Annotated in this window: 33 protein-coding genes; 17 read left to right on the top strand and 16 right to left on the bottom strand. The window is 65.6% G+C overall.

Annotated features, from left to right (window positions below; genetic code table 11):
• Nucleotides 1–108 precede the first annotated feature (108 nt).
• Nucleotides 109–462, top strand: coding sequence for a GNAT family N-acetyltransferase (locus MTX35_RS08245; protein ID WP_243594505.1), 354 nt, complete (start codon nt 109–111; stop codon nt 460–462).
• Nucleotides 463–548: 86 nt separating this feature from the next.
• Nucleotides 549–1,145: a hypothetical protein gene (locus MTX35_RS08240; RefSeq protein WP_243594504.1), complete on the top strand. Its 597-nt coding sequence runs from the start codon at nt 549–551 to the stop codon at nt 1,143–1,145.
• On the opposite strand, the gene MTX35_RS08235 is transcribed toward MTX35_RS08240, so the two are convergent.
• The 3 genes from MTX35_RS08235 to MTX35_RS08225 are packed head-to-tail and all read right to left on the bottom strand — an operon-like array spanning nt 1,115 to nt 3,497.
• The gene (locus MTX35_RS08235) at nt 1,115–1,915 is read right to left on the bottom strand and encodes an exodeoxyribonuclease III (RefSeq protein WP_149406565.1); all 801 of its coding nucleotides are present in this window, start codon (nt 1,913–1,915) and stop codon (nt 1,115–1,117) included. The genes MTX35_RS08240 and MTX35_RS08235 overlap by 31 nt on opposite strands.
• 11 nt (nt 1,916–1,926) lie before the next feature.
• Nucleotides 1,927–2,871: a GNAT family N-acetyltransferase gene (locus tag MTX35_RS08230; protein ID WP_374230262.1), complete on the bottom strand. Its 945-nt coding sequence runs from the start codon at nt 2,869–2,871 to the stop codon at nt 1,927–1,929.
• 23 nt (nt 2,872–2,894) lie between these two features.
• Complete coding sequence (locus MTX35_RS08225; RefSeq protein WP_243594502.1) at nt 2,895–3,497, bottom strand: peptide deformylase; 603 nt, start codon at nt 3,495–3,497, stop codon at nt 2,895–2,897.
• A 263-nt stretch (nt 3,498–3,760) separates the two neighbouring features.
• Here MTX35_RS08225 and MTX35_RS08220 point away from each other — a divergent pair, with 263 nt between their 5' ends.
• From MTX35_RS08220 to MTX35_RS08205, 4 genes are all read left to right on the top strand, one after another.
• Complete coding sequence (locus MTX35_RS08220) at nt 3,761–4,099, top strand: DUF3263 domain-containing protein (protein ID WP_149406568.1); 339 nt, start codon at nt 3,761–3,763, stop codon at nt 4,097–4,099.
• 58 nt (nt 4,100–4,157) lie between these two features.
• Nucleotides 4,158–4,691: a LytR C-terminal domain-containing protein gene (locus tag MTX35_RS08215; protein ID WP_243594501.1), complete on the top strand. Its 534-nt coding sequence runs from the start codon at nt 4,158–4,160 to the stop codon at nt 4,689–4,691.
• A 113-nt stretch (nt 4,692–4,804) separates the two neighbouring features.
• A complete protein-coding gene (locus tag MTX35_RS08210; RefSeq protein ID WP_243594500.1) occupies nt 4,805–5,515 on the top strand; it encodes a superoxide dismutase family protein in 711 nt (236 codons plus the stop codon).
• Nucleotides 5,478–6,647 (top strand): glutamate--cysteine ligase, encoded by a 1,170-nt coding sequence (locus MTX35_RS08205; protein ID WP_128646446.1) that lies wholly within the window; start codon nt 5,478–5,480, stop codon nt 6,645–6,647. Before MTX35_RS08210 ends, MTX35_RS08205 begins: the two co-directional genes overlap by 38 nt.
• Nucleotides 6,648–6,663: 16 nt before the next feature.
• On the opposite strand, the gene mnhG is transcribed toward MTX35_RS08205, so the two are convergent.
• Genes mnhG through MTX35_RS08175 form a run of 6 tightly spaced genes read right to left on the bottom strand, consistent with a single transcriptional unit; the run spans nt 6,664 to nt 13,047 of the window.
• Entirely contained in the window at nt 6,664–7,002 is a 339-nt protein-coding gene (gene mnhG, locus MTX35_RS08200) for a monovalent cation/H(+) antiporter subunit G (RefSeq protein ID WP_128646447.1), read from the bottom strand.
• A gap of 22 nt (nt 7,003–7,024) precedes the next feature.
• On the bottom strand, nt 7,025–7,282 hold the full coding sequence (locus MTX35_RS08195; RefSeq protein ID WP_128646448.1) for a monovalent cation/H+ antiporter complex subunit F: 258 nt from the start codon (nt 7,280–7,282) through the stop codon (nt 7,025–7,027).
• On the bottom strand, nt 7,279–7,920 hold the full coding sequence (locus MTX35_RS08190) for a Na+/H+ antiporter subunit E (RefSeq protein WP_374230261.1): 642 nt from the start codon (nt 7,918–7,920) through the stop codon (nt 7,279–7,281). Before MTX35_RS08190 ends, MTX35_RS08195 begins: the two co-directional genes overlap by 4 nt.
• Before the next feature lie 2 nt (nt 7,921–7,922).
• The gene (locus MTX35_RS08185) at nt 7,923–9,566 is read right to left on the bottom strand and encodes a Na+/H+ antiporter subunit D (RefSeq protein WP_149406570.1); all 1,644 of its coding nucleotides are present in this window, start codon (nt 9,564–9,566) and stop codon (nt 7,923–7,925) included.
• On the bottom strand, nt 9,563–10,186 hold the full coding sequence (locus MTX35_RS08180; protein ID WP_149406571.1) for a Na(+)/H(+) antiporter subunit C: 624 nt from the start codon (nt 10,184–10,186) through the stop codon (nt 9,563–9,565). Before MTX35_RS08180 ends, MTX35_RS08185 begins: the two co-directional genes overlap by 4 nt.
• Nucleotides 10,183–13,047, bottom strand: coding sequence for a Na+/H+ antiporter subunit A (locus MTX35_RS08175; protein ID WP_149406572.1), 2,865 nt, complete (start codon nt 13,045–13,047; stop codon nt 10,183–10,185). The genes MTX35_RS08180 and MTX35_RS08175 overlap by 4 nt, the downstream gene beginning before the upstream one ends.
• Nucleotides 13,048–13,281: 234 nt before the next feature.
• Between MTX35_RS08175 and MTX35_RS08170 the strand changes: the two genes are divergently transcribed.
• Together MTX35_RS08170 and MTX35_RS08165 are read left to right on the top strand one after the other, a co-directional pair.
• Nucleotides 13,282–13,692: an NUDIX domain-containing protein gene (locus tag MTX35_RS08170; RefSeq protein WP_187298610.1), complete on the top strand. Its 411-nt coding sequence runs from the start codon at nt 13,282–13,284 to the stop codon at nt 13,690–13,692.
• A gap of 61 nt (nt 13,693–13,753) precedes the next feature.
• On the top strand, nt 13,754–14,506 hold the full coding sequence (locus MTX35_RS08165; protein ID WP_243594498.1) for an isocitrate lyase/phosphoenolpyruvate mutase family protein: 753 nt from the start codon (nt 13,754–13,756) through the stop codon (nt 14,504–14,506).
• Between the two features lie 92 nt (nt 14,507–14,598).
• Here MTX35_RS08165 and MTX35_RS08160 read toward each other — a convergent pair whose 3' ends face one another.
• From MTX35_RS08160 to MTX35_RS08140, 5 genes are all read right to left on the bottom strand, one after another.
• Nucleotides 14,599–16,779, bottom strand: coding sequence for an AAA family ATPase (locus tag MTX35_RS08160; protein WP_243594497.1), 2,181 nt, complete (start codon nt 16,777–16,779; stop codon nt 14,599–14,601).
• Nucleotides 16,780–16,812: 33 nt separating this feature from the next.
• On the bottom strand, nt 16,813–17,667 hold the full coding sequence (gene pssA / locus MTX35_RS08155; protein ID WP_149406575.1) for a CDP-diacylglycerol--serine O-phosphatidyltransferase: 855 nt from the start codon (nt 17,665–17,667) through the stop codon (nt 16,813–16,815).
• Nucleotides 17,668–17,675: 8 nt separating this feature from the next.
• Nucleotides 17,676–18,392, bottom strand: coding sequence for a phosphatidylserine decarboxylase (locus MTX35_RS08150; RefSeq protein WP_243594496.1), 717 nt, complete (start codon nt 18,390–18,392; stop codon nt 17,676–17,678).
• 129 nt (nt 18,393–18,521) lie between these two features.
• Entirely contained in the window at nt 18,522–18,788 is a 267-nt protein-coding gene (locus tag MTX35_RS08145; RefSeq protein ID WP_094613941.1) for a GlsB/YeaQ/YmgE family stress response membrane protein, read from the bottom strand.
• Between the two features lie 88 nt (nt 18,789–18,876).
• Nucleotides 18,877–19,341: an SRPBCC family protein gene (locus MTX35_RS08140; protein WP_243594495.1), complete on the bottom strand. Its 465-nt coding sequence runs from the start codon at nt 19,339–19,341 to the stop codon at nt 18,877–18,879.
• 169 nt (nt 19,342–19,510) lie between these two features.
• Here MTX35_RS08140 and MTX35_RS08135 point away from each other — a divergent pair, with 169 nt between their 5' ends.
• Both MTX35_RS08135 and MTX35_RS08130 read left to right on the top strand, forming a co-directional pair.
• On the top strand, nt 19,511–19,906 hold the full coding sequence (locus tag MTX35_RS08135) for a hypothetical protein (protein WP_243594494.1): 396 nt from the start codon (nt 19,511–19,513) through the stop codon (nt 19,904–19,906).
• Nucleotides 19,903–20,097, top strand: coding sequence for a helix-turn-helix transcriptional regulator (locus tag MTX35_RS08130; RefSeq protein WP_243594493.1), 195 nt, complete (start codon nt 19,903–19,905; stop codon nt 20,095–20,097). The genes MTX35_RS08135 and MTX35_RS08130 overlap by 4 nt, the downstream gene beginning before the upstream one ends.
• Before the next feature lie 20 nt (nt 20,098–20,117).
• Here MTX35_RS08130 and MTX35_RS08125 read toward each other — a convergent pair whose 3' ends face one another.
• A complete protein-coding gene (locus MTX35_RS08125) occupies nt 20,118–20,894 on the bottom strand; it encodes a DUF1206 domain-containing protein (protein WP_243594492.1) in 777 nt (258 codons plus the stop codon).
• Between the two features lie 218 nt (nt 20,895–21,112).
• On the opposite strand from MTX35_RS08125, the gene MTX35_RS08120 reads away from it, so the two are divergent.
• The 7 genes from MTX35_RS08120 to MTX35_RS08090 all read left to right on the top strand — a co-directional run bounded on the left by MTX35_RS08120 (nt 21,113) and on the right by MTX35_RS08090 (nt 26,174).
• Nucleotides 21,113–21,250, top strand: coding sequence for a hypothetical protein (locus MTX35_RS08120; RefSeq protein WP_176460417.1), 138 nt, complete (start codon nt 21,113–21,115; stop codon nt 21,248–21,250).
• Nucleotides 21,251–21,338: 88 nt separating this feature from the next.
• Nucleotides 21,339–22,994, top strand: coding sequence for an FAD-dependent oxidoreductase (locus MTX35_RS08115; RefSeq protein WP_243594491.1), 1,656 nt, complete (start codon nt 21,339–21,341; stop codon nt 22,992–22,994).
• The gene (locus MTX35_RS25680; protein WP_279392849.1) at nt 22,991–24,436 is read left to right on the top strand and encodes an ATP-binding protein; all 1,446 of its coding nucleotides are present in this window, start codon (nt 22,991–22,993) and stop codon (nt 24,434–24,436) included. Before MTX35_RS08115 ends, MTX35_RS25680 begins: the two co-directional genes overlap by 4 nt.
• Nucleotides 24,433–24,777, top strand: coding sequence for a UBP-type zinc finger domain-containing protein (locus MTX35_RS08105; RefSeq protein WP_243594490.1), 345 nt, complete (start codon nt 24,433–24,435; stop codon nt 24,775–24,777). Before MTX35_RS25680 ends, MTX35_RS08105 begins: the two co-directional genes overlap by 4 nt.
• Nucleotides 24,774–25,193, top strand: a complete 420-nt coding sequence (locus tag MTX35_RS08100; RefSeq protein WP_243594489.1) for a DUF1801 domain-containing protein — start codon at nt 24,774–24,776, stop codon at nt 25,191–25,193. The genes MTX35_RS08105 and MTX35_RS08100 overlap by 4 nt, the downstream gene beginning before the upstream one ends.
• Complete coding sequence (locus MTX35_RS08095) at nt 25,190–25,558, top strand: GPP34 family phosphoprotein (RefSeq protein WP_243594488.1); 369 nt, start codon at nt 25,190–25,192, stop codon at nt 25,556–25,558. Before MTX35_RS08100 ends, MTX35_RS08095 begins: the two co-directional genes overlap by 4 nt.
• A 10-nt stretch (nt 25,559–25,568) precedes the next feature.
• On the top strand, nt 25,569–26,174 hold the full coding sequence (locus MTX35_RS08090) for a DJ-1/PfpI family protein (RefSeq protein ID WP_243594487.1): 606 nt from the start codon (nt 25,569–25,571) through the stop codon (nt 26,172–26,174).
• On the opposite strand, the gene MTX35_RS08085 is transcribed toward MTX35_RS08090, so the two are convergent.
• A complete protein-coding gene (locus tag MTX35_RS08085) occupies nt 26,154–26,501 on the bottom strand; it encodes a DoxX family protein (RefSeq protein ID WP_243594486.1) in 348 nt (115 codons plus the stop codon). The two genes, MTX35_RS08090 and MTX35_RS08085, sit on opposite strands and share 21 nt — an antisense overlap.
• Nucleotides 26,502–26,539 lie beyond the last annotated feature (38 nt).

Raw genomic sequence — 26,539 nt, 5'->3', positions numbered from 1 at the left:
TTACATCAAGGCTGGTCGCATTGTGGCTGGTCACATTAAGGGCTCGACTCGGCGACGATCGATGCACTCGTCTCGCGTCACATGGACAACACTGGTGTCATAAGTGACATGAGTCACATTCTCCCCAGGCGGACCCGTGAGGCGGCGCCGCTCGATCGCCCCGTCGTTCGTATCGAGGACGACGTCGATCACAACAGGTTCGACCTCTTCGTCGACGACGAACTCGTCGGCATTCTCGGTTACCGCTTCGGTGAGGGTGACGACGGCGGCGTGGGCCCCGTTGTCGCGCTCATGCATACCGTCGTCAAGGAGGAGTACGGCGACCGCGGGTGGGCCGGCGTACTGGTGCGGGCGTCGCTGAACACTGCGCGCGATCGACAGTGGCGCATCGTTCCGATCTGCACCTACGTCCGGCGATATGTGGCGCAACACGAGGAATTTCTGGACCTGATCGTCGAATAGAGAGCGGTGCTCTTGCACTGTCGACCCATCGAGTGAATACTGCTTCCTGTAGAGAGCGTCGCTCTCGAAAGGTGTGGTGTCTCCCGATGCGTACAGCCCTGTATCTGTTCGTCGGCGTCATGTTCGCCGCGTATCCCGTACTGCGCCCTTACTCGGACGAGGTGGGCAGCGCGGGGGTCGACGCCTTCGCATCCTCGAACTGGGTGCTCGCCCATACCTTCGCCATGCTCGGATTCATCGCGCTCGGGCTCCTCGTCCTCTACGCGGGTCGACGGTCCGATGTTGCCGTCGTGACCACCTGGATCGGCGTCGGGTTGGTACTGCCGTACTACGGAGCGGAAACCTTCGCGCTGCATGCGCTCGGTGTCGAGGCCGCGCAGACCTCGAACCCGGGCCTGATCGAGCTGGCCGACCCCATTCGATACTCGCTCGTGCAGTCCGTCATGTTCGGGCTCGGACTCGTGCTGATCGCCGTCGGGCTGGTGGTGTTCGCGCTACGCAACCGCTATGCCATGGTGTTGGCCGCTGGGTTCGTGCTGTTCCTGCCGCAGTTCTACACGCCACCGGCCGTGCGGATAGTGCACGGACTGTTGATTGCGGTCGGGGCGATTCTCGCCGCCAGGTCGGTGGCGGGCAGGTCGGTGGACTCTGCTCAGCCGATCTCCACGATCACCGGAGCGTGATCGCTCGCGCCCTTGCCCTTGCGTTCTTCACGGTCGATCGACGCTCCGGTCACCCGAGCCGCCAGGGCAGGAGAGGTGAGTGCCATGTCGATGCGCAGACCCTGCTTCTTCGGGAACCGCAACTGTGTGTAGTCCCAGTAGGTGTACGTCCTGGGCTCGGGGGTGAACTGTCGCGTCACCTCGGTGAAGCCGGCATCGCCGAACGCGGTGAAGGCGTCTCGCTCGGCCTGTGAGGTGTGGGTCTTGCCCTCGAACAGCGCCGGATCCCAGACGTCGTCGTCGGTGGGCGCGATGTTCCAGTCGCCCACGAGCGCGATCTGCGCCTGCGGATCGGCGGTGACCCACGCCTGCGCATCGGCCTTCAACGCGGCGAGCCACTCGAGCTTGTAGGTGTAGTGCGGATCGGCGAGCTCGCGACCGTTCGGCACGTACAGGCTCCAGACGCGGACCCCGTCGCACGTGGCCCCGATGGCGCGGGCCTCCTGAGCGGGATCGATCTCGGGATCCTTGCTGAACCCGGGCTGATCCTCGAAGCCGACCTGCACGTCGTCCAGGCCGACGCGCGACGCGATCGCGACGCCGTTCCACTGACTCAGCCCGACGTGGGCGACCTCGTACCCGATATCGGTGAACCGCTCGTACGGAAACTGTGCGTCCTTGCACTTGGTTTCCTGCATCGCCAGGACATCGACATCGGATCGCTGCAGCCAATCGACGATTCGATCCTGACGAGAGCGGACGGAGTTCACATTCCAAGTAGCCAAGCGCACGGGAAGGAACCCTATCGAATGCCCCCGACAGGGTTCGGACCGATTGCGTTCTCGGGTCGGGCATAGCGATAGTGATGATGGTCGACGAAACCCAGATCCCGATACAGGGCAACGGCTTCGGTGTTGTCGACGGCTACCTGCAGATAGGCGTGCGTCGCGCTGTGCTCGCGTCCCCAGCGCACCAGTTCTTCGCACATCAGGGTGCCGAGGCCGTTGCGGCGATGCTCGGGAGAGACCCAGAGCGAGGTCAATCCCACCCAGCATCGACCGTCCGGGGCGGTGGTGACGGCTGCGCGACCGACGGCGGCTGCCGACGACGAGCGCGCGCCGATCATGCCGAAACCGAGGGTGCCGCCCCGGATTGCGGATGCCACCTCCGCTGCACCCTCGGGTGCCTCGCGGCCCTGGTAGCGCAGGGAAGTCAGCCACTCCTCTGTCGGCTGCGCGGTCACGTCGATGGCCGATTCGCCTTCTCGCAGAACAAGATTCGAGATATCTGCAGCCATGACGGCGGTTTCGTTGTACGTCCGCCACCCCGCCGGGGCGCTGCCAAGGCGGTCGGGGAGCGAGAGCGTCGGGGGCAGTCCGTGAGCGGCGTATCGGTCGATGATCTGTGTAAGAGTCTCGGCCGTGATCGACGCTCCGGGCTCGAGCGGTATCGCCGAGTTGGCGCGTCCGGTGAACCCGTGACCGAACCGCAGTTGCCAACCGTCCAGCCATTCCCGCTCGACGCCCGGCCACCCGTCGGCGGCAGCGGCCTCGAGCGAGCGAATCTCCGAGGTGCGGATCGGTTTGGGCCCCAGAGGTTTCAGCGCCACGACTCGTTCGGCTGCGACCTGCACCAGTGCGCCGTCCCTACCGCGCACCGAGACTGCATCGGCGTCGGCCGACACCAGTTCGCCGATCACGTCCGTCATCGGGTGGGTGTGGCCGGGTGGCAACCGGTAGCGCAGCATCACCCGCGTACCCACCGGGACGGTCAGTCGTCGTCCTCGTCGTCGTGGCCGAACGGGTCGTCCACTGTGCCGGGCGTCCAGCTGAGCCCGGGCACGCCCCATCCGGCGCGCTTGATGGCCTTCTTCGCGGCCCGTGCATGTCGGCCGATGAGCACGTCGGTGTAGAGGAACCCGTCGAGATGACCCACCTCGTGCTGGAGCATCCGAGCGAAGAAGCCGCGGCCCTCGATGTCCACGGGATCGCCGTTGGCGTCCGTACCGGTCACGCGGGCCCACTCGGCGCGGCCGGTGGGGTGCTGCTCGCCCGGGACGGACAGGCAGCCCTCGTCGTCGTCGTCCGGATCGGGCATCGTCTCCGGAATCTCGGACGTCTCGAGCACCGGGTTGACGACCTCGCCGCGGCGGCGGAAGATCTTGCCGTCCTCGCCTTGATCGGGGCAGTCGTAGATGAACAGACGCTTGCCGAGGCCGACCTGATTCGCGGCGAGACCGACGCCGTTCGCGGCGGCCAATGTCTCGTACATGTCGGCGATCAGCTCGGCCAGCTCGGCGGGTGACTCGGTGACGGGAGCGGTTGCGGTGTGAAGCACCGGATCGCCGACGATCCGGATGGGAAGAATTGCCATGGTCGACAAGGATAGTAGGGCGAGAGTGGAGCCTGCGGAACGACCCGAACACGTGGTGCATGCGGGTCATCGGGTGGAACACGCCACGCGCCGGTAGCTCGCGGGAGCCGTGCTCGAGCCGTCGAGCATGGTTGAATGATGCTCGAAGTACAACTGTGTAATTCGGTCGGTGCTCCTGTGGGTGCCGGCAGTGCTGGGGGAAGCAGATTTCTCCGGGTAGGTGATCGTGCAGACCCTGGAGAGTCGAGATGTCGAGGAGTGGGATGGACAGCGCAGCAGCGCGTGACTCGAACCAGTCTCAGCAACCGGGAAGTTCGGACGGCTCTCAGGATCCGAACGAGGTCGGTGCGGACGGACTGAGTCGACGAGAGCACGACATCCTGTCCTTCGAGCGACAGTGGTGGAAGTACGCCGGGGCGAAGGAAGAGGCCATCAAGGAACTCTTCTCCATGTCGGCAACCCGCTACTACCAGATCTTGAACGCGTTGGTCGATCGTCCCGAGGCGCTCGCCGCGGATCCGATGCTGGTCAAGCGTTTGCGCCGGTTGCGTGCGAGTCGGCAGAAGGCTCGGGCTGCCCGCCGGTTGGGTTTCGACGTCTGAGTAGGTTCCATCGTTCCGTGTTCCGAGTGGCCGTCGACGGTCGGCTAGGGTCGAGTACGTGAGCAGCCCCAACCCGGAACAGACCGGGCCACCACTCCGTGCCCTGGCCATGGTGTTGATCTCGCTCGCGATTCTGTTCGCAGCGATCGGCGCACTGTCGCTGACCGGGTCCGATTCCGACGACGCGGCCGCCGAGCCCACCGCCGAGACGACGAGTGCGCCGGCCTCCGTGGCACCCACCGCCCAGGCCCCGGCAGCCCAGGTCCCCGCAGCCGACGCGTCGACCGGCGCCGCGGCACCCACCACTACCTCGGGTGCCCCCGCCGACGTCGAGGTGCGAGTACTCAACAACTCCAACGTCTCCGGCCTGGCGGCCGGCACCGCAGACACGTTGACCGCCGAGGGGTGGAACGTCGCCGAGACAGGCAACTTCAGCGCAGACCAGTTCGCGCAGACCGCGGTGTACTACGGTACGTCGACAGGCGAGGAACAGGCCGCTCAGACGATCGCCACGCAGCTCGGCGTCCCGGCCGAACCCAAGCCGACCTCACTCGAATCCACGGCAGGCGTTGTCGTCATCGTGACCCAGTAGCCCTGCGGCGACCAATTCCACAGCGTCGACCTCCGTGCCCGATTCGGCACGATCGGTCGGCACGTTATCATTTTCGAGCCCGGCGAAACTGCCTGAAAGAGGAGCGATTTCCGATGGACATGTTCAAGCGACGCACTGCTGCGACCCGATCGTTGCGTTACGTGGCCCCGGTCCTCGCGATCGCAGCGCTCGGGCTCTCTGCCTGCAGCAACGGCGAGGTTCCGTCCGACGTCCAGGGCACCGTCCCGCCGGTCTGGACCGGCGAGGCCGACCCGGAGGCAGAAGCCGTAGCAGGTGACAGCCCGGCCGAGTCGAGCTCCGGCGACACCATCGAGGGCACCCTGCGCAACGCCGACGGTGCCGAGGTGGGCATGGTGTCGTTCGCGTCCGAGGGCGACAAGGTCGTCGTCACCGCCGAGGTCGAGGACATGGCCCCCGGCTTCCACGGCTTCCACATTCACACCGTCGCCGCCTGCGAGCCCAACTCCGTGGCACCGACCGGCGGGGAGCCGGGCGCGTTCCTGTCCGCGGGCGGTCACCTGCAGGTCGACGGTCGCACCGAGTACCCGGCCAGCGGTGATCTGACGTCCATTCAGGTCGGCGAGGACGGCACCGGCATGCTCACCACCACCACCGACGCGCTCACGCTCGACGATCTGCGTGCGAATGGTGCCGGAACAGCGGTGATCGTGCACGAAGGTGCCGACAACTTCGCCAACATCCCGCCGCGATACACCCTGCCCGACGGTGCTGCTGTGCCGGACATGACGACGCTGATGACCGGCGATGCCGGCTCGCGGGCGGCATGCGCGGTGCTGCAGTAGTTTGAGCGCTCCGCGGATCGACTTCGCGAGTTCACCGCGCCCGACACTGGGCGTCGAGTGGGAGATCGCGCTGGTCGACAAGAACACGCGAGACCTGGTCAATTCCGCCGAGGCGGTCATGGACGGAGTCCACGATCTGGCCGGGGACACCCCGCGGGTGACGAAGGAGTTGCTGCGCAACACCGTCGAGCTCGTCACCGGAGTGTGCGAGAACGTCGGGGAGGCGATGGCGGACCTCGGTGAGTCCCTGTCGTTGGTCGAGCGTGCCGCGGATCCACTGGGAATCGATCTGTTCTCGGCGGGCACCCACCCGTTCGCCGAGTGGTCCACTCAGCAGCTCACCAGCTCGCCGAGCTACGACGAGTTGATCGCTCGGACGCAGTGGTGGGGCCGACAGATGCTGATCTGGGGCGTGCACGTGCACGTGGGAGTGTCGTCCCCCGACAAGGTCTTTCCCATTCTCAATTCACTGCTGCTGCAGTACCCGCACCTGCTGGCACTGTCGGCGTCTTCGCCGATCTGGGCGGGCAACGACACCGGCTACGCCAGTAATCGTGCGCTGATGTTCCAGCAGCTTCCGACGGCCGGTCTTCCGTTCCAGTTCGAGGACTGGTCGCAGTTCGAGGGGTTCGTCCGCGATCAGCTCAAGACCGGCGTCATCGAGCAGCTCGGCGGCATGCACTGGGACATCCGGCCCGCTCCCAAGTGGGGCACGATCGAGGTCCGAGTGTGCGACGGGGCGTCGACCAAGCGGGAACTCGCGGCGCTCGTCGCGTTGACGCACTGCCTCATCGTCCATCTCGACGAGCGGCTGGAGGCGGGGGAGACATTGCCGTCGATTCCTCCGTGGCACGTGCAGGAGAACAAGTGGCGGGCCGCCCGATACGGTCTCGATGCCGAGATCATTCTGGACTCGGACAGCAACGAGCGGCTGGTCACCGACGATCTGAACGACCTACTCGAGAAATTGACGCCGACGGCCGTCCGACTGAATTGCGTCGACGAGCTGGCGGCGGTGGCCGATATCCCTCGGCTGGGGGCGTCGTATCAGCGTCAGCGTGCGGTGGCCGCGAAATCCAACGGTGACCTGCGCGCAGTCGTCGAATCGTTGGTCACCGACCTCCGATCCTGACCCGATACGCTCCGCGCTACTGGTCGGATTCGTTCGGTTCCATCTCGTTGACGATCAACAGTCCGTCGCGGCCGCGCTGCTCTCGGTACGCGACGCGACCGACGGTATGCGCGATCACCGGTGCGGTCACCAGGGTGAAAATACCGACCAGCACGAGCATCCAGATGTCGACATTGCCGCGCAGGCTGATGATGGCCCCGATCAGCACCATGATCAGCCCGACCACCTGCGGCTTGGTGGCCGCGTGCATCCGCGAGAGAGTATCGGGGAAGCGCACGATGCCCACGGCGGCCGTGAAGGCGAACATCGCTCCCAACAGGATGAAGACGGAGGCTATCCACTGGGCTGCGGTCATCGTTCGGCCCTCACTGTGTCGATCATTCGTCCCTCACTCGGAATCGTGCGATGCTGACCGACCCGACGAAGCTGACCAGTGACAGCGCGACGATCGCCGGCACCAGGGTGGTGTCGCGGCTGTAGACGGCCCACACGCCGAGACCGCACATCGAGACGGCGAGGATGGTGTCCATGGCGACGAGTCGATCGAGCGTGCTCGGTCCGTCGAGCAGTCGGTAGGCGGTGAGGATCGCGGCACCGATCAGGAGGGCACCGGCTATGGCCAGAACGATGGTCACGACCACTTCCCCTTCCTCTTGTCGTCGGTCTTCTTGTCGTCTCGAGGGGCGTCGCGATCCGCCGATGCCGGATCGTCGCCGAGTACACCGTGGTACTGCTCGTACTCCTGGTAGTGCAGTGGACTCGGCTTCCAGTCGGAGTCTCGCTCGAACGCCGCGATGAACAGTTTCTCGAGGTTCCGCACGTAGGCGTAGAAACCGTCGACGGCCTTCTGGGTGCCCATGTCCAACACGTGCACGTAGAGCAGGCGTCTGGTTCGGTCGATCTCGAGCACCATGGTGCCGGGCACGAGGTTCATCGCGTCGACGAACAGCGTGAGCACCAGATCGGACTTGATCGCGATGCGGCAGCGCAGCACGCCGGTGACCGGCGGAGCCTTGGGCCGGACCGCCAGCCACGCCACGCTGAGGCTCGATTCCATCGCGTAGTAGAGGAACACGACGGCCAGCTTGACGAGCGAGAACACGTGGATGCGGCCCTCGACCGGTACGCGAGGCAACGGCAGCAGCACCATGATGAGCAGGCCCACTGCGATGCCGCCGAGGATGTTCGCCGCAGAGACGTTGCCCCACAACAGAACCCAGATGGCAGTCAACCACGCGAGAGTCCACAGGCGGAGCAGGAGGGAACGGTTCATCTTCATCGAGTGCCTTCCTGGTTCTCGCGTGCCTGTTCGGCGGCCTGATCACCGACGAATTCCGCACCGCGCACCGCGTCGATGTACATCGAGCGATCGCGAAGGTCTGCCGCAGCGCGGTCGCTGATGTCGATGATGGGGCCGGCGAAGACCGTCATGGCCAGGCCGACGGCCACCAGCCCGATGGTGGGGATCAACATGAAGGCAGGCATCCGGCCGACGTCCTCACGATCGCCGAACGCGATGTCCGAGGAATCGTCGAGCAGTGCCGAGGGGCTGTTGTCCGCAAGATCGCCCTCGGGAGCGTCGGCGCGGGCCCGCCAGAACGCCTTGGTCCACACGCGCGCCACCACGTACAGCGTCAGCAGGCTGGTGACGGTTCCGCCCGCGACGAGCAACCAGGCCAACACACTGCCCTGCTCGCTACCGGCCTGCAGTAGCGCCACCTTGCCGATGAAGCCCGAGAACGGCGGGATACCACCGAGATTGAGGGCGGGCACCAGGAACACGATCGCCAGCACCGGGCTGGCCGCGGCCAGCCCACCGAGGCGCCGGAGCGACGACGAACCGGCCTGTCGTTCGATGAGACCGACGACGAGGAACAGTGTCGTCTGCACCAGAATGTGGTGGGCGACGTAGTAGATCGAGCCCGACAATCCCGATTGTGTCGACAGCGCGACACCGAAGATCATGTAGCCGATGTGGCTGACGAGCGTGAACGACAGCAGTCGCTTGATGTCGCTCTGTGCGATGGAGCCGAGGATGCCGACGAGCATTGTCAGCAGGCCGCAGACCATGAGCACGTTGTCGAGCGAGCCGTCGGGGAACAGCAGGGTGTGGGCGCGGATGATCGCGTACACACCGACTTTCGTCAGCAGGCCGGCGAACACGGCGGTGACCGGTGCCGGGGCGGTGGGGTAGGAGTCGGGCAGCCACGTCGAGAGTGGGAACACCGCGGCCTTGATGCCGAACGCGACCAGGAGGACCGCGAAGATCGCCGTTCTGGTTCCGGGGTTGATGTCGTCCATCCGAACCGCGATGTGAGCCAGGTTCAGTGTCCCGGTCGCGCCGTACACCAGCGCGATGCCGACCAGGAAGATCAGCGAGGAGACCATCGACACCATCACGTACGACACGCCTGCGCGTACCCGGTCCGCGCTCGCACCGAGCGTCAGCAGGACGAACGAGGCAGCGAGCAACACCTCGAAGCCGACGAACAGGTTGAACAGGTCGCCTGCGAGGAACGCGTTGCACACGCCTGCGGTCAACGCGAGATAGGTCGGCAGGAAGATCGAGACGGGCTGGTTCTCGCTGCCGTCGCGGATGCCCTGGCCGATGGAGTACACCATGACCGCGAGCAACACGATGGACGAGACCACGAGCATCATCGCCGACAGCCGGTCCACCACGAGGGAAATGCCGAGCGGAGAGTCCCAACCACCGACCTGGAGTGCGCTGACGCCGTCGCGATCGGCGAGGTAGAGCATCATCGACGAGATCGCGACCACAGCGGTCAGCGCGACGAGGGTGATGAACCGCTGAGCGCGGGGTCGTCGACCCAGCACCAGGGTCAACGCGGCCGCGAGCATCGGAATCAGCACCGGCAGCGGAGTCAGTACATCGATCACTGCGGGGGAGATGGTCATGCGTTGTCTCCCTTCTCGTCCGGTCGGCTGTCGTCCTTCTCGGCGGTGTCGAGTCCGTCCAGCCCGCGCAGCTGCGGGTTGTCGTCGTCGTTGTCGAAGTCGCCGTCGTGCAGGTCCTCGTAGCACTCGAGGTCTTCGAGGTTTCTGATCTCCTCGAGCGGAATGGGGTTGCCCTTCGAGTCGAACGCGTCGCCGCCGAAGCTCGGCTCGCCCGTCACCGGATCGTCCGAGCGGTCACGGTCGGGGGCCTCGGCCATCGAGCGACGCCGGGAGACCTTGGTGTCCTCGGGGTCGTTCTCGACGTCGTCCTTGGTGTTGAGAGTGAACGACCGGTACGCCAGGGCCAGCACGAATGCCGCGATTCCCATCGTGATGACGATTGCCGTGAGGATCACCGCCTGGGCCAGCGGGTCGGCCATCTGCTGGTTGACCGCGTTGTCGCGCCCCACGATGGGTGGGGCGCCCGCAGGGCCGCCGACGGTGAGCAACAGCAGGTTGACGCCGTTGCCGAACAGCAGCAGCCCCAGCAGCATCTTGGTGATGCTGCGCTCGAGCAGCAGGTACACCCCCGCTGCGACGAGTACGCCGGTGATGATCAGCATTCCGAGATCTGCGGTCATGGGGCGCTCACCCGGCCTTGGCTCTGCATTTCCACCTGCGCGTCGAGACGGGCACCGAGGCTACGGAGCACGTCGAGTACCAAACCGACCACGATGAGATACACACCGAGGTCGAAGAACAGTGCGGTGACCAACTTGATGTCGCCGAGGATCGGCAACGTCATCTCCAACGTGGCCGAGGACAACGCCGGGGCTCCGAGGAACATCGATGCCACTGCGGTACCGGCCGCGAAGATCAACCCGAGACCGAGGATCTTTCCGGCGTCGATCGGCACTGTCTCGCCGAGCTCGTAGCGGCCACCCGCCAGGTAGCGCAGCACCAGCGCCAGTCCGGCGGTGAGGCCACCGGCGAAACCGCCGCCGGGGGCATTGTGGCCGGAGAAGAAGAAGTAGATCGAGAGCACCATGATCGTCGGGAAGATCAATCGCGTCGTGACCTCGAGGATCAACGAGCGATGCCGAGGATCGATCAGATCGCCGCCGAGCAGCCACGTCGTCTCTGCCGCGAAGTTCGCATCCGAGTTCGACGAGGAGGCGTTCGATGCGGGGGCGTCGGACACCCGCGGAGCGCTGCCGAACCGGCGGTTGCGGAAGACCAGGCTGGCCACGCCCGTCGCCGCGACGAGCAGGACGCAGATCTCGCCGAGGGTGTCCCAGGCTCGGATGTCCACGAGGATCACGTTGATGACGTTCTTGCCGTCGCCGAGTTCGTATGCGGCGTCGGGCAGCAGCAAGGACACCGGGGCGGTGTTTCGGGCGTTCATCGCGAACGCGCCCAGCACACTGACGGTCGCTCCGACGGCGACGGCCAGCACGGCACGGGGTCCGCGCGAGCCCGCCGAGCCGCGGTCGTCGACTTCGGCCGGGAGCTTGCGCAGCACCAGCACGAACACCACGAGGGTGAGGGTCTCGACGAGGAACTGGGTCAGCGCGAGGTCCGGCGCGCCGTGGATGGCGAAGATGACGCCACAGCCGTAGCCGGTGAGTCCGACGAGGATGACGCTGGCCAGGCGGTTGCGCATCACCGTGGCTCCGAGACCGCCCGCGATCATGATCACGCCGATGACCAGCTGCAGCGGGGTGTTCCACAATGTGTAGTCGATGCCGGAATCCTGGCCGACGAGCAACACGATCATCGGCAGCAGCACCAGTGTCAACAGGATGGTGCCCTGAGTGAGGGGGAGCGAACCGCGCTGCGTCGTGCCGGTCAGGCGGATGGACAGTGTGTCCATGGACTTGAGCACGTTGTCGTAGATGCGGTCTGCGTTGCCGAGCGGGGGATGCTCGAACTTGAGCCGGTTGACCACGCGGTGGGCGATGAACAGCCCGACACCGCCGGTGACGACGACGACGGTCAGCGCCAGCGGAAGGTTGAAACCGTGCCACAGGGCCAGGTGGTAAGGCTCCTGGCCGTAGGACGGGAGGGTGCGGGCGTAGGGACTGACGATGCCGTCGACGACCGAGGATCCGAACCCGGCGATCACACCCAGAACGGCGAGGAATGCAGGCGCGGCCAGGAACAACGCGGACGGGGCATGCATCGCCCTGACCGATGGACTCGGACGCTTGAGCTGCTTGCGCGCGAACGCGCCCCACACGAATCGGATGCTGTAGGTGACCGTGAGGATCGAGCCGATCACCAGCCCCGCGACGACGACCGCCGCGACCGTGGGATCGAGCGTCGGAGTGCTGATCACGGCCGACAACGCCGTCTCCTTGCCGACGAACCCGAGCATCGGCGGTAGTCCGGCCATACTGGCCGCGGCCAGCGCCGCGATCGCGGCCAGCCACGGAGCCTTCTTGCCCAGGTGGGCGAGCTTGCGGATGTCTCGGGTGCCGGTGGTGTGGTCGACGATGCCGACGACCATGAACAGTGCCGCTTTGAACATCGCATGCGCGATCACCATCGTCAGGCCGGCGAGCATCGCCTTCTCCGAGCCGATGCCGACCAGCACCATGAGGAAGCCGAGCTGGCTGACGGTGCCGAACGCGAGGATGAGTTTGAGGTCGAATGCGCGGAGGGCTCGCCAGCCGGCCAGGATCATCGACAGCAGTCCCAGGCTGATCACGGTGGCACGCCACGGGCCGGAATCGGCGAACCCCGGTGCCAGGCGCGCCACCAGGTAGATGCCGGCCTTCACCATCGCTGCGGCGTGAAGGTAGCCGCTGACCGGCGTCGGGGCAGCCATGGCTCCGGGGAGCCAGAAGTGCAGAGGCACGATCGCCGACTTGCTCAGTGCGCCGATGAGGACCAGCACGATCGCGACGCCGGGCAACCAGCCGCCGGGTGCGTTCGCGACCAGCTCGGAGAGGTTGTAGGTGCCGGACACCTGGCCGAGGATGATGATGCCGACCAGCATCGCCAGACCGCCCGCGGTGGTGACGAGCAGTGCCTGGGTGGCCGCACGCCTGCTGGAGGCACGCTCGGCGTAGTGGCCGACGAGCAGGAACGACAGGACCGTCGTGATCTCCCAGAAGATGTACAGCACGAGCATGTTGTCGCTGGTGATGAGGCCGAACATCGCACCGGAGAACGCGACCATCTCGGCCGCGAACAGCCCCAGTCGAGGCTCGTCGTTCTCGAAGTAGCGCGCGCAGTACAGGAGGATCAGTGCGCCGATGCCGAGGACCAGCAAGGACATGATGGCGGCCAAGGAGTCGAACCGCATGTCGATGTTCATCGACAGGCCGGGGACCCATTCGATCTTCAGTTTCTGGTCGGTTCCCCAGTTGCCGAACACCCAGACCAGGCTGAGCAGGGGGACGAGCGCGAGGGGGAAGAAGGCAGTGCGACCCCACCACCGGACGAACAGCGGCGCGAGCAGCGCGGCGGCGGCGTGCGCAAGAAGAATGGCGAGCAAAGATCACTCCGTCGTCTCGGTCGCCACCGGCGGTGAAGCCGAGGCGGTGGTCGTAGGGCGGCGATGAGTAGGGTGTGCGAAGTCCGTGTGAGAGTCGATTTGAAGCTTTGAGAAATAACGATCCGGTAGCCGAACGGCAGCCGTGAGCTGTTGTTGTCCACTTTACTTTGCGTGGTCGAGCGCGTGCCATGCGGTACAGAACGGCAGGAGTGGCTCGAGCCGAGGGGAAGTGCCGTGACCGTGTCGAGGCTCATTCGGACCGCCGGTCTGGCGTACGTCCGAGATCGTCGAATGATCCAGACGCGGTCGGTCGGCAAGTCTGCGTTCTACATGGCGGGCGGCAAGATCGACCCGGGCGAGACACCCGAGCAGGCGCTGCACAGGGAGATCAGGGAAGAGCTCGACGCGAAAGTAACGGACGCGCGGCTCCTCGGAGTGTTCGAGTGCCAGGCATGGGGGCACCCGCCAGGTACCCCGCTCGAGATCACCTGCTTCATCGCCGATCTGGCGAACGAGCCGACGCCGACCAGCGAAATTGCAGAGATCAGGTACTTCACTCGCGACGAGTACGCCGCCATGCCCGACGTGGCTCCCGGCTCCCTGATGGTGTTCGACCGAATGCAAGCACTCGATTTGATCGACTGAAGCGGGTACGTTGGGGACTGAGAGAACGTACGTTCTCCACAGCCACCGCGAAGGAGCCTTCATGTCGACCCTGTCCCAGAAAGCCACCACCCTGCTCGAGCTGCACCAGCCGGGTAACCCCGTTGTGTTGCCGACCGTGTGGGACGCCTGGTCCGCCAACCTGGCCGTGTCCGCAGGATTCACCGCCCTGACCGTCGGCAGCCACCCCGTCTCGGACTCCATCGGCAAGCCCGACAACGAGGGCATCACCTTCGACGAGCTCCTCGCCCGCATCACCCAGATCTCCGGAGCTGTCGACGTGCCGCTGTCGGTCGACATCGAAGGCGGCTACGGCGAAGATCCCAAGCGACTGATCGACGGCCTGATCTCCGCCGGAGCCGTCGGCCTCAACATCGAGGACACCGTGCACAGCGAGGGCGGCCGCCTCCGCGAAGCGCAGGAACACGCCGACTTCGTCGGAGCACTTCGTGCAGCATCCGACGCCACCGACGTCCACGTGGTCATCAACGCCCGCACCGACCTGTTCGTCAAGGCAATCGGTGACGAGAGCGACCGCGTCGAGCGCGCCATCGCACGCCTGAAGTTGGCCGCCGAGGCCGGAGCCGACTCGCTCTACCCCGTCGGCTTCCACAACGACGCCGACTACAAGCGCCTCGCCCAGGAACTCCCACTGCCCATCAACGCCATCGCCAACCCGGCCGAGGGCGACCTGTCGCACTTCGCCTCCCTCGGTGTCGGACGCATCAGCTTCGGTCCGATCTTCCAGATGGAGTTGGCCAAGCGGGCAGAGGAGATCCTCGGCCGCTGGAAGTGAGTGCCTCCGGCAGTGGTGCGGTTGAGTGCCGCAGAGGGCACTTAACCGCACCACTGCTCGTCCGGGTCGTTCCGCAGGCTCCACTCCTGCCGCTAGGCACTCCCGTAGGCCTCCAGATGCGCCACCTGCTCGGGATCGAGTGACGGTTTCACCGTCGCCCGAGCAGCGGCGACATCGGCGGCGGTGACGTCGGCCGCATCCATCGACCGACGCATCGCCGTCAACGCGGCCTCGCGCAGCAACGCTGCGCAGTCGGCCGCGGAGTAACCGTCGAGGTCGCGCGCCAGCGACTCGAGATCGACGTCCGAGGCGAGCGGAATGGACTTGCCCGAAGCCTTCAGGATGGCCACGCGGGCATCGGAATCCGGCGGCGGCACGAAGACCAAGCGCTCGAGTCGGCCCGGCCGAAGCAGCGCGGGATCGATCAGATCGGGCCGGTTGGTTGCGCCGAGTACGACGACATCGCGCAACGGTTCGACGCCGTCGAGTTCGGTCAGCAGCGCCGCGACGACCCGATCTCCGACGCCGGAATCCGAACTCTGCCCGCGCCGGGGCACCAGAGCGTCCACCTCGTCCAGGAAGATCAGCGAGGGAGCGGAATCACGGGCGCGCTGAAAGAGTTCTCGGACAGCCTTTTCCGAGGATCCGACCCACTTGTCCATCAACTCCGCGCCCTTGACCGAGTGCACGCTGAGCTGCCCGGAGCTGGCGAGCGCCCGCACGAGGAACGTCTTGCCGCAGCCGGGCGGGCCGTAGAGCAGGACTCCCCGCGGCGGCTCGATTCCCAAGCGCGCGAACGAGTCCGGATGCCGCAGCGGCCACAGTACTGCCTCGGTGAGTGCCTGCTTGGTCTCGACCATGTCGCCGACGTCGTCGAGGGTGAGGCTGCCTATGGCCAGCTCCTCGCTGCCCGATCGTGACAGTGGGCGGATCACCTGGAGTGCGCCCACCAGATCGTCCTGCGTCAACGAGGCCGCGGCCGAATCGTTCGACGCGCGAGCCGCCGCTCGCAGCGCCGCCTCCCGGGTCAGTGCAGCCAGATCGGCGACCACGAAACCCGGTGTTCGTGAGGCTATCTCGCCGAGATCCACATTCCCCTGCGGCACCTTTCGCAACAGATGCTCGAGCAATCCCTTGCGGCCTGCCGCGTCGGGCAGGGTGAGGGTGAGTTCGCGATCGCACAGGTCCTGACCGCGCAGTCGTGGATCGGTGCCCTCCGGGTGGGCCGTCGTCGCGATCAGAGCGAGACCGGGAGTGTCGACGGCCCGGCGCAGAACGTCGAGGACGAACGTGGACGCCGGTTCGGGATCGGAGGGCAGCAATGCGTCGACGTCGGTGATGAGCAGCACCCCGGATTTCGACAGTTCGTCCACTGCCGCGGTGACCCGCTCCACGCGAGCCGACGCCTCGAGCGCGCCGATCGACGGCCCGTCCAGCACGACGCAGGCCCGATCGCCGACGACCGCACGCGCCAACGTGGCCTTGCCCACCCCGCCGGGTCCGGTGATCAGCACCCCCAGGTGCGGTGACGCGCCGAGTGTCGCCAGCAGTTCGGACTCGTCCAGCGCCAGCCGCAGCCATTCGGTGAGTTTCGACTGCTGAACGCTCACTCCCACCAGATCTGCCACGCCGACTCGCGGGGCCGCGGCCCTCGGGGTGGCCACATGTGATGACGCTGCGGGCGCAGCGGTGACGGTGCCCGAGCCCCATCCGACCGCCGAATTCGGCTGCACACTGACCGGGCCACCCGACGGGTCGACAGCCGAGACCGTCAACAGCTCCGTGGTCCACGCCACTCCGAACGTCCTCGACAGCGCCTGCGTCGCCGACGTGGTGGAGGTGCCGGGCCCCAGATCGCGGGGGAGGAGTGAGACCGTGTCGCCCACCGTCAGCACCTTGCCGAGCAACGCTTGCCGCAGGGTGGCGTCGGAGATGGAACCGGTGGCGAGTGCGGAACCTGTCACCGTGACGGTCCTGGCTCCGTAGACAGTGGCGGGTCCGACTGCGACAGAGGCGTTCTCGCGCAGCCCGGTATTGGAGAGCGTGACGTCGTCCAGGAGTGCGGTGCCCTGCGGTGATCCCTCGGGTGCCGCGGCAACGACGGCGGCCGTGCGGCGAGAACCGATGAGCGACACCGCATCCCACTCCCGAAGGCCCAGTGCGGCGAGCACCTCCGGGTGTAGTCGCACGACGCCGCGTCGGGCATCTGCCGCGGACGTGTTGAGGCGGGCGGTGAGAACGAGCTCAGGCGTCGTCGAGCGAGATTCGGTCACCACAGCCACACTAATGGTTCGGCTGCGGGTGGATCAGCTACGAGGCCGACGCAGTCCCAGACGTGCCTGCGACCGGCGCGCGTTGCCCGGCGCTCGGCGGATGGCCCGACGCTCGGCCCGACGTTCGGCCGGCTTGGCATCCCAGGTGTACGGGCGCGCGGCCGTCCAGCGCTGCGAGCGCACCGCGAACGGAATGTGCACCAGGTAGGCCAGCACCAACCCCATCAGCAGAATCAGCGGGAAGGTGATGAGCGCTGCGGCGAGCAGAGCGACCAGAACCAACAGCCCCGCGGCCAGCCGCGGAGGTACCGAGACGGTTTTGAGCGCCAACGTGGGGATGCGGCTGACGATCAGACCAGCGGTGATGATCGCCCAGCCGGCGACGACGTAGAACGACGCCCACCAACCGTCGCCGAACTGCTCGAAGCCCGCGATCGGAGCCATGGCGATGAGCGCTCCCGCGGGGGCGGGAACTCCGGTGAAGTACTCGCGGGCGTATGCGGGGGTGTCGTCCTCGTCGAGCAGGGTGTTGAAGCGCGCGAGCCGGAGCACGATGCTGACGGCGTAGACCAGCGCCACGATCCAGCCGCCGCTGCTGCCCTCGAGCAGCGTCACGTAGAGCACCAGTGCCGGTGCCACACCGAACGAGATGGCGTCGGACAGCGAGTCCAGTTCGGCACCGATCTTGCTGGTGGCGTCGAGCAATCGAGCGATGCGACCGTCCAACGCGTCGAGGATCGCGGCGGCACCGATCATGGCGAGCGCGGTGCCGAGCTGGCCGTCGAGGGCGAACTTGACCGCGGACAGGCCGGAGCACAGCGCGAGAATCGTGACGACGGACGGAAGCAGACGAATGGCAGCAGGCGGCTTGGCGCGTCTGGTGATCATGTCGGTTTCTACTGCGGAAGCTCGGCGAGGACCGTCTCGGCACCGACCGCGCGTTGACCGCGTTCGACCAGCAGCGTCGTGCCCGCAGGGAAGTAGGTGTCGACGCGGGATCCGAATCGGATCAGCCCGTAGGTGTCGCCGATCGACAGTGTGTCGCCGACCTTCGCGTTGTTGATGATGCGTCGCGCGATGAGACCGGCAATCTGTACGACGGCGACGTTCTGGCCGGAGTCGGTCCTGATGTGCATGCTGTTGCGCTCGTTGACCTCACTGGCCTCGGCCAGGTCCGCGGACTTGAACTGGCCGCGGCGGTGTACGACCTCCACGACCCGACCGGCGACGGGCACACGCTGCACGTGCACATCGAGGACGGAGAGGAAGATGCTCACGCGCGGGACCGGCTGCGAGCCGAGATCGAGCTCGGCAGGCGGGACGGCGGAATCGACGAGCGTGACGAGGCCGTCGGCGGGAGCGACGACGACGCCGGGGCGATTCGGCGGCACTCGGGACGGGTGGCGGAAAAACGTGGCGCAGGCACCGGCGGCGACGAGACCGGCGTTGCGGACCCACTTGGAGCGGCGGCCGAGAACTGCGACGGCAAGCGGGCCACCGACGAACGGCAGGCCTGCGGGGTGAAGCGGTGGAACCGTTTCGCGAACCAAGTCGACGATGTGAGCCACTCCGGTGCGGGGCGGTTGACCAATCGGGGCGGGACGGCGTGCCACGGACTCCTCTAACTTTTCGTCGGACAGGGGCTGGCAGTTCGTGGTGCTGGAGCGAGGTGCAGACGCACGACTGCCGAGGCCCTCACAGCGTACGTGAGGTGCCCCGGCAGTCAGGAAGTGCAAGTGCGATCAGACGCGGCTGCGACCCGTGACGAGCTTGACCAGGAACAGCAGGATGCAAGCGCCGAGCAGGCAGGTGATGAAGCTGAAGATGATTCCGCCACCCTCGACGTCGAGGAAGGTGCTGAGCAGGAATCCGCCCAGTAGGCCACCGATGATGCCGACGACGATGTTCAGGATGATGCCCATCTGAGCATCCGTCTTCATGATCTTGCTACCGATCCAACCGGCCAGTCCGCCGATGATGATCCAGCCTACAAATCCGAGTCCCAACATAGGGTGCCCCCACTTTCCGTTCGTGTCTATTGCTTGTCGAAACGACGGATGCCCGTGGGAAACGAACCTGAAACATTCCTGAGAAAAGTTATTTCTCGCTCGACTTTTCGCTCTCGGTCTTGATGCGACGCAGAGTCTTGTTCATGCCTTCGAGGAGCTCGACGTCGAACTCGTCGATACCACCGAGGATGCGCTGCACCAGAAACGACGACACTGCCGATGTGCCCGTCGGAGCTTCCCGCTTTTCGACGACAGTCGTTCCGGTCGCGGTGGGAGTGAGGGTGTAGGACCAGATCGTCTTGTTCTCGACGACGCGGAAGGCGAGTTCACGATTGGGCTCGAAGGTGACGACCTTCGAGGTGGTCGGCCAGACGAGCAATCCCTTGCGGTTGACGTTGAGCGTTGTGGTGCCCTTGCCGACCGGGCCTCCGAAGACCTTCATCTTCTTGCACTGCGGGCTCCACTCGCCCATGCGCTGCAGGTCGGAAACGATCGACCACACGGTCTCGGGGCTCGCTGCGATGTCGATCGTGGCTTCGAGAGTCTTGCTCAACGTGGGCCTCCGTGTATGTGTGACTGAACGTTACGACAAATCGGTCACAGCATATGTGTGTGCGAGCTCATAGCGAAACAGGGGCGACGAGGATGTAAGAGAAGTTTGACATCGGAGCCGAGTGGGGGTGGGATATGTCAAAGAACTTGTACACACTCGGGAGGTTGTCATGAGGGTCGCACTGCCACGAGTTCCCGCCGCAGTTCTCGGAATTGCGCTCGCCGCCGTTGTCGGAGTCGTTGCCGCATCGGTGCGAGACGACGGCGGGTGGCAGGTAGGTCTGGTGTTCGCGGCGGCAGCGGCCCCGGCTCTCGTCGGAGCGATGTGGACGCTCGTTCCGCAACGATCGCCGAAGATGCCGGAGAATCCGGAGGATTCCGTCGAGTTCCAGTGGTTGCAGCAGGCGTCGTCCGCTGCCTTCTTCGATCTGCTGATCGCACTCGGCGTCGCGGCGGCGGCCTCGGCGATACTCGACACGGAGTTGGTTCCGGTCGTCGCATTTGTGGCACTGGCCATGGCCGACGTTGCCGTGCGATACCTGGTCCTCTCGCGCACGCAGCGGTGACGTCCAACGATGTGCACCGGCTGCGCACTGCTGCCGGTTTGTCTCAACAGCAGTGCGCCGACGCGGTAGGGGTCAGTCGGCAGACGATCATCTCGATCGAGAAGGGTCACTTCGATCCGCGGCTGTCTCTCGCGTTCCGTCTGGCCCGGCTGTTCGAGGTCAGCGTCGACGAGTTGTTCGACCCGCGCTGATCGAGCAGCCGAACCGCGTTCTACATCCGAGCGCGGCGAGCCAGTACGAAGGCATAGAGGCCGTAGAGCGCGATGCCCACTCCCGCGAGGATCAGCAGTACCCGACCGTAGGGCTGCGAGCCGAGCGTCTTGAGGGCACCGTCGATGCCGGTGGCCTTCGACGGATCGGACTGCAGCACTGCCACCACGACGAGGAGTCCGGCTCCGACGAGGGCAGTGCCCTTGGCTGCGTATCCGGCGATACCGAGCTTGACCACGGCTCCGCTCTGGTGGCCTTCGAGGTCGTCGAGGAAGTTCTTCGATACGCCCTTGTAGACGTGGTACCCACCCACTCCGATGACGACCAGCGCGACGGCTATGAGCACGAGCTTGCCGCCGCCGGATTCCATCAGCCGCGCAGACCAGCCGGCGTTCTGCTGTCCGCTGGACTTGCCCGAGCCGGTTGCGAAGCCGTAGGTCGAGAAGGCGAACGCGAGGTAGACGACGGCCAACGCCGCTGCCTTGAGGCGGTCCAGCACGCTTCCGGCGTCCGCGTCGGACTTCTTGCCGACGATCGCCTCGAGAATTCGCCACAGAGCCAAGGCCAGAAATGCGACCACCGCGACCCACAGGGCGATTCTGCCGCCGGGCTGGTCGCCCAGTTCGGCCAGCGCACCGGACTGATCCGCGTTTCCCGATTGGCCGAACGCCAACCGAACGGCGATGTAGCCGATGAGGATGTGCAGTACTCCGCTGACGAAGTGGCCGGCTCGCGCCGCTTTCTCGAAGGCACCGTTGTCCTGTACGGAATCGGCCACCGACTTACCCGACGTGTTCACTATCGTTCCCCGATCAGTTGACGTGGGCGTCTGCTTACCCGCTCCGAGGCGAGAGAAACGGTGTCGAGCGGCGAAACGCCGCACGAGATCCCACGGCGGCGTTAACACCGGGCGGACACTGATCGATGTAGCAAGCGGAGTGTCGGGACCAACGAAGAAATTGTTCGGAGTGATCCACCGTGAAATTACAGTCGATTATGCGTCGTACCAGCAGCGATCTACCCCTGTTGAAGACCGCCAGGATGAGCGGCAGTCCGCGTACCTGGCCGGCCGAGAAGCTCGAGCGGCTACTCACCCCGCAGGAACTCGATCTGATCAGGCGCGGCCGAATCTGACCCTGCTGTTTCCAGGCCTGCTTGCCTCCCATTCGGGGCGACGCGGTGGCATGCTCATGAAGTCGATGAGCATCAGCCCTGGAGGGTCATGAAACCGGTCATTCTCAGCGTCGACGACGATCCGGGAGTATCGAGATCCGTCGCCCGCGACCTGCGCCGCCGGTACGGCGAGCAGTACCGCATCGTGCGCGCCGAATCCGGTGCCGGTGCGCTCGACGCCCTGAAGGAACTCGCGCTTCGGGGCACCCCGGTCGCCATTCTTCTGGCCGACTATCGCATGCCGCACATGAGCGGCATGGAGTTTCTCGAGCAGGCCATGGACATCTTCCCCACGGCCCGTCGCATCCTCCTCACCGCATACGCGGACACCGACGCTGCGATCGACGCGATCAATGTCATCGATCTCGACTACTACCTGCTCAAGCCGTGGGATCCGCCCGAGGAAAAGCTCTACCCCGTGCTCGACGCCCAACTCGAGGCATGGTGTGCCTACGACCACCGGGCCGTCGAGGACACCAAGATCATCGGCCATCGTTGGTCTGCGCGGTCGTCGGAAATTCGCGAGTTCCTGGCCCGTAATCGGCTGCCGTACCGCTGGTACATGTCCGACGAATCCGAGGGAGCCCGGCTGCTGGCCGCCGCAGGTGTGGACGAGGGTCGCTTGCCGGTGGTCATCACCACCGAGGGCGATGCGTTGATCGAACCGTCCGACGCAGAGCTGGGCACTCGGCTCGGATTGACCGTGTCACCGTCGGAGGAGTTCTACGATCTGGTCGTCATCGGCGGCGGACCGGCAGGGCTCGGGGCCGCGCTCTACGGTGCGTCGGAGGGTCTGCGGACGACGTTGATCGAGCGGACCGCCACCGGTGGCCAGGCCGGTCAGAGTTCGCGAATCGAGAATTACCTGGGCTTTCCCGACGGGGTGTCGGGAGCGCAGCTCGCCGAGCGGGCGCGGCGGCAGGCGTTGAAGTTCGGTGCCGAGGTGGTCACCACCCAGGACGTCGTCGGCCTCGAAACCACCGGTGCTGCGCGAACCGTACGATTCGCCGACGGCCGCAGCATCAGCGCCCAGACGATCATCCTGTCCACCGGGGTCGCCTATCGTCGGCTGGAGGCACCCGGCATCGACGACTTCACCGGCCGAGGCGTGTTCTACGGATCGGCGATGACCGAGGCGGCGCGGTGTGCCGAGCAGGACGTCTACATCGTGGGCGGCGCGAACTCGGCTGGTCAGGCGGCGGTGTATCTCTCGCGCGGGGCCACGTCGGTCACCATCCTGATCCGGGCCGAGTCCCTCGAAGCGTCGATGTCGTACTACCTCATCAAGCAGATCGAAGAGAACCCGAAGATCAGCGTTCGGCCCCGCACCGAGGTCGTCGGTGTGTCGGGTGACGGTCACCTCGAGTCGATCACGCTGCGCGACAGGGCAACCGACGAGACCTCGACGGTCGACGCGCAGTACCTGTTCCTGTTCATCGGTGCGGCGCCGCGCACCGAGTGGCTCGACGGGGTGCTCGTTCGGGACGAGCACGGATTCGTGGTCACCGGGCCCGATCTCGTCGTCGACGGGCGAGCGCCCGCAGGCTGGACGTCGGCCCGTCTTCCGCATCACCTCGAAACGAGTGTGCCCGGTGTGTTCGCCGCCGGTGACGTACGGTCCGACTCGGCCAAACGCGTCGCGTCGGCAGTGGGAGAGGGAGCGATGGCCGTGATGTTGGTGCACAGATATCTGGCGAACCCATGAGCACGCCTGCATGTGATCCGGAGGAGTTGCGGACGCTGTTCCTGTTCGAGCAGCTCACCGACCCGCAGTTGGCGGAGCTGTGTCGGGACGGGCGCATCGAGACGATCGAGCCCGGGCCGGTGTACGCGGAGGGCGAACCGGCGACGTGCTTCTACGTTCTGATGGACGGAGCCGTGGTGCTCTCGAAGCTCTCGGGCGGGGAGGACCTGGTGGTCAATCGGACGTCGCAGCGCGGGGTGTACGCCGGTGCGTGGCAGGCGTATCTGGGCGATCGAGTGCCGCAGACGTACCAGGGTTCGATGCGGGTCACCGAGCCCTCCCGGTTCTTCGTGCTCGACGCCGAATGCTTCGCGTCGATCGTGCGGGAGTGGTTCCCGATGGCGCTGCATCTGCTCGAGGGTTTGTTCTTCGGAAATCAGAACACCAAGCAGATCGTGGAACAACGAGAACGACTGTTGGCGTTGGGTTCTCTGTCCGCCGGTTTGACGCACGAGCTGAACAATCCGGCCGCCGCTGCGGTACGGGCAACGTCCGCGTTGCGTGATCGGGTGGCGCACATGCGGCAGAAGTTGGCGATGATCGCCGGCGGCACCCTCGATCGCGCGAGCATGGCGCATCTGGTCGGGTTGCAGAACGAGGCGGTGGAACTGGTGGCCAAGGCTCCGAAGCTGACGGCGATGGAGGCGTCGGACCGCGAGGACGAACTCGGAGAGTGGTTCGAGGACAAAGGAATCGGAGAGGCCTGGGATCTGGCTCCGACGTTCGTCTCGGCCGGCCTCGATGTGCCGTGGCTCGATCGGGTCTCGGCGACGGTCGATGATCCGACGATGCTGGAGGGTGCCATTCGGTGGCTCAACTACACCGTCGAAACCGAATTGCTGATGAACGAGATCGCGGATTCGACCACTCGTATTTCGACGCTGGTCGGTGCCGCGAAGCAGTATTCGCAGATGGATCGTGCGCCGTATCGCACCGTGGACGTGCACGAGCTGCTCGACAGCACTCTGATCATGTTGGGCCGCAAGATCGGTGACGACATCCGTGTGGTGAAGGATTACGACCCTTCGGTGCCGCCCATCCCGGCCTACGCCGCCGAACTCAATCAGGTGTGGACCAACCTGATCGACAATGCCGTGCAGGCGATGGCGGCGACTCCCGAGGAGAAAGGGGTGCTGACAGTTCGGACATCGTTGGACGAGGATCAGGTCCAGATCGAGATCTGCGATACCGGACCCGGTGTGCCCCAGGAGATTCGATCGCGCATCTTCGAGCCGTTCTTCACCACCAAGCCGGTCGGCGAAGGGACGGGCCTCGGCCTGGACATCTCGTGGCGGATCGTGGTGAAGAAGCATCAGGGTGATCTGCGTGTGGTGTCCGAACCGGGGGATACACGTTTCATCGTGCGACTGCCCAAGGACCCGGCAACAGAGGAGGCATCATGACCATCGAAGGCATCGACCCGCAGGTCCCACCGTCGGGCCCGGGGTGTGTGGAATGCACACAGGCACAGGGGTGGTGGGTGCATCTGAGGCGGTGCGCGCAGTGCGGACACATCGGATGTTGTGATTCCTCGCCGTCCCAGCACGCCAGCAAACACGCCGAGTCCACCCGGCACCAGTTCGTGCGAAGCTACGAGCCCGGTGAGGACTGGTTCTACAACTACGCCGACGAGCAGATGTACGACGGGCCGGAACTGGCTCCACCGCAACACCGTCCGCTCGATCAGTCGGTTCCCGGTCCGCGTGAGCGGGTGCCCGCGAATTGGCAGAGTCTGATCAATTGAACGAGAACCTGACTCGACCCACCGAGGCATCGGCCGCGGATTTCCTGGCTGCCGTGCAGCATCCGGTTCGGCGGGCGGATGGGCTCGCGCTCGCGGCGATGATGGGTCGCGTGACCGGGCAGCCGGCGGTGATGTGGGGTCCGACGATGGTGGGGTTCGGGACCTACCGGTACACCACGGGCAGTGGTCGGCGGGGCGAGTATTTCGTCGTCGGGTTCTCGCCGCGCAAGGCGAGTCTGTCGGTGTACGGGGCCACGTCCGCCCCGGAGTCGGAGTCCTTGCTCGAACAACTGGGAAAGCACAAGCGAGGAGCAGGTTGCCTGTACGTGAACACACTCGCCGATGTGGACATAGCGATTCTCGAACAATTGGTGGCTCACAACTACCGGTACATACTGGGTAACCTCGCGTCATGACCTTGATCGCGGTGGACCTCGTCACCGAGCAGAAGGACAAGGTGTGGGGCTTGTTCCCGACCACGACGTGGCCTGCTCGCGACACCTCGCACGAGAAGGCCCTGCGAGATGCCGTGCGCGGCGCGCTGGTCGACGGTAGGACGCCGTCGCCGCATTCGGCTGCGTTGATCTCGCTGATCTCGGCGGTGGACCTGACGCACAAGGTGATCGTGGACGCGGACAAGAAGTTGCTGAAACAGAGGGCGAAGCAGATCGCCGAGGGCGAGTGGGCAGGCGCGGCTGTGCGCAAGGCCGTCTCGGATGTGAACGCTGCGGTGATGGCCGCGGTGATGGTGCCCGTCATCGTGTCGACCACGAGTAGCTGAAGGCCGGAATATGAAAAGAAGCGTTGCAATTCTCTTGTTCGACGACGTCGAGGTGCTCGACGCGTGCGGTCCGTTCGAGGTGTTCTCGGTTGCCAATCGAGTGGCCGAACGTGCGGGGAGCGCAACACCTTTCGAGGTGACACTCGTCGGGATCGATGATCGAGCTGTCGCCGCGAGGGGCGGGATGAGGATCGGCGTCGACACCACGATCGACGATCCGAGGGGATACGACGTCGTCGTGGTTCCTGGCGGAGTGGTCGACGCGGTGTCGACGGACGACCGGGTGCTGCAGTGGTTGCAGCGACTTCGGCCCGGTGCCGAGTTGGTGGCGTCGGTATGCACCGGTGCGTTCGTGCTGGCGGCTGCGGGACTGCTCGACGAGCGGCCGGTCACCACACACTGGGAAGATCTGGAACTGCTGCGGAAGAACTGGCCTGCGCTGGTGGTGCACGAGGGTGTTCGGTACACCGACCACGGCGATCTGGCGACGTCCGCCGGGATCAGCGCCGGTCTGGATCTGGCCCTGCATCTGGTCGCACGGTGGACGGGCGCGGACCACGCTCTCGCCACCGCGGGCCAGATGGACTACGACTGGTCAGGCGCTGAGCACCCGTAGCACCAGCGCGACGACGGCGAAGACGGCCAGCCCTGCGGCCGGAGCGAAGTCCTTGTCCTTGATCCGCACGTGGGCGACGACTGCTCCGACGAAGTAGAGAACGACACCGACGGCGGCTGCGACGCCGATGGGCCAGAGGTAGAGACCCACCAGGAGACCGACGGCACCGAGTAGTTCCGCATATGCGAGCCAGGGAATCCTGTTTGCCGGCACGCCGACCTGCTCGAGCATGGGGACGACGGAGGGATTCTTCGTCAGTTTCCCGATGGCGGAGAACGTGAGTGCGACGGCGAGCACGACCGAGACGACGGCGGTTGCGATGAACATGAGCCCTGCTTTCATTTCTGAGGCCACTAGCAATTCAG

This window comes from Rhodococcus sp. ARC_M12 (assembly GCF_022810385.1).
Taxonomy (GTDB): Bacteria; Actinomycetota; Actinomycetes; order Mycobacteriales; family Mycobacteriaceae; genus Rhodococcoides; species Rhodococcoides navarretei.
Note: the sequence above shows the minus strand (reverse complement) of the source record. Positions and strands in the feature narration are given on the sequence as shown.

Bases quoted from the DNA above. Each gene is read 5' to 3' on its own strand.
- MTX35_RS08245 (WP_243594505.1), top strand. From the start codon at position 109: ATGAGTCACATTCTCCCCAGGCGGACCCGTGAGGCGGCGCCGCTCGAT.
- MTX35_RS08240 (WP_243594504.1), top strand. From the start codon at position 549: ATGCGTACAGCCCTGTATCTGTTCGTCGGCGTCATGTTCGCCGCGTAT.
- MTX35_RS08230 (WP_374230262.1), bottom strand. From the start codon at position 2,871: ATGCTGCGCTACCGGTTGCCACCCGGCCACACCCACCCGATGACGGAC.
- MTX35_RS08225 (WP_243594502.1), bottom strand. From the start codon at position 3,497: ATGGCAATTCTTCCCATCCGGATCGTCGGCGATCCGGTGCTTCACACC.
- MTX35_RS08220 (WP_149406568.1), top strand. From the start codon at position 3,761: ATGGACAGCGCAGCAGCGCGTGACTCGAACCAGTCTCAGCAACCGGGA.
- MTX35_RS08210 (WP_243594500.1), top strand. From the start codon at position 4,805: ATGGACATGTTCAAGCGACGCACTGCTGCGACCCGATCGTTGCGTTAC.
- MTX35_RS08205 (WP_128646446.1), top strand. From the start codon at position 5,478: ATGCCGGCTCGCGGGCGGCATGCGCGGTGCTGCAGTAGTTTGAGCGCT.
- mnhG (WP_128646447.1), bottom strand. From the start codon at position 7,002: ATGACCGCAGCCCAGTGGATAGCCTCCGTCTTCATCCTGTTGGGAGCG.
- MTX35_RS08190 (WP_374230261.1), bottom strand. From the start codon at position 7,920: ATGAACCGTTCCCTCCTGCTCCGCCTGTGGACTCTCGCGTGGTTGACT.
- MTX35_RS08185 (WP_149406570.1), bottom strand. From the start codon at position 9,566: ATGACCATCTCCCCCGCAGTGATCGATGTACTGACTCCGCTGCCGGTG.
- MTX35_RS08180 (WP_149406571.1), bottom strand. From the start codon at position 10,186: ATGACCGCAGATCTCGGAATGCTGATCATCACCGGCGTACTCGTCGCA.
- MTX35_RS08165 (WP_243594498.1), top strand. From the start codon at position 13,754: ATGTCGACCCTGTCCCAGAAAGCCACCACCCTGCTCGAGCTGCACCAG.
- pssA (WP_149406575.1), bottom strand. From the start codon at position 17,667: ATGATCACCAGACGCGCCAAGCCGCCTGCTGCCATTCGTCTGCTTCCG.
- MTX35_RS08145 (WP_094613941.1), bottom strand. From the start codon at position 18,788: ATGTTGGGACTCGGATTTGTAGGCTGGATCATCATCGGCGGACTGGCC.
- MTX35_RS08135 (WP_243594494.1), top strand. From the start codon at position 19,511: ATGAGGGTCGCACTGCCACGAGTTCCCGCCGCAGTTCTCGGAATTGCG.
- MTX35_RS08120 (WP_176460417.1), top strand. From the start codon at position 21,113: ATGCGTCGTACCAGCAGCGATCTACCCCTGTTGAAGACCGCCAGGATG.
- MTX35_RS08115 (WP_243594491.1), top strand. From the start codon at position 21,339: ATGAAACCGGTCATTCTCAGCGTCGACGACGATCCGGGAGTATCGAGA.
- MTX35_RS25680 (WP_279392849.1), top strand. From the start codon at position 22,991: ATGAGCACGCCTGCATGTGATCCGGAGGAGTTGCGGACGCTGTTCCTG.
- MTX35_RS08105 (WP_243594490.1), top strand. From the start codon at position 24,433: ATGACCATCGAAGGCATCGACCCGCAGGTCCCACCGTCGGGCCCGGGG.
- MTX35_RS08095 (WP_243594488.1), top strand. From the start codon at position 25,190: ATGACCTTGATCGCGGTGGACCTCGTCACCGAGCAGAAGGACAAGGTG.
- MTX35_RS08090 (WP_243594487.1), top strand. From the start codon at position 25,569: ATGAAAAGAAGCGTTGCAATTCTCTTGTTCGACGACGTCGAGGTGCTC.
- MTX35_RS08085 (WP_243594486.1), bottom strand. From the start codon at position 26,501: ATGTTCATCGCAACCGCCGTCGTCTCGGTCGTGCTCGCCGTCGCACTC.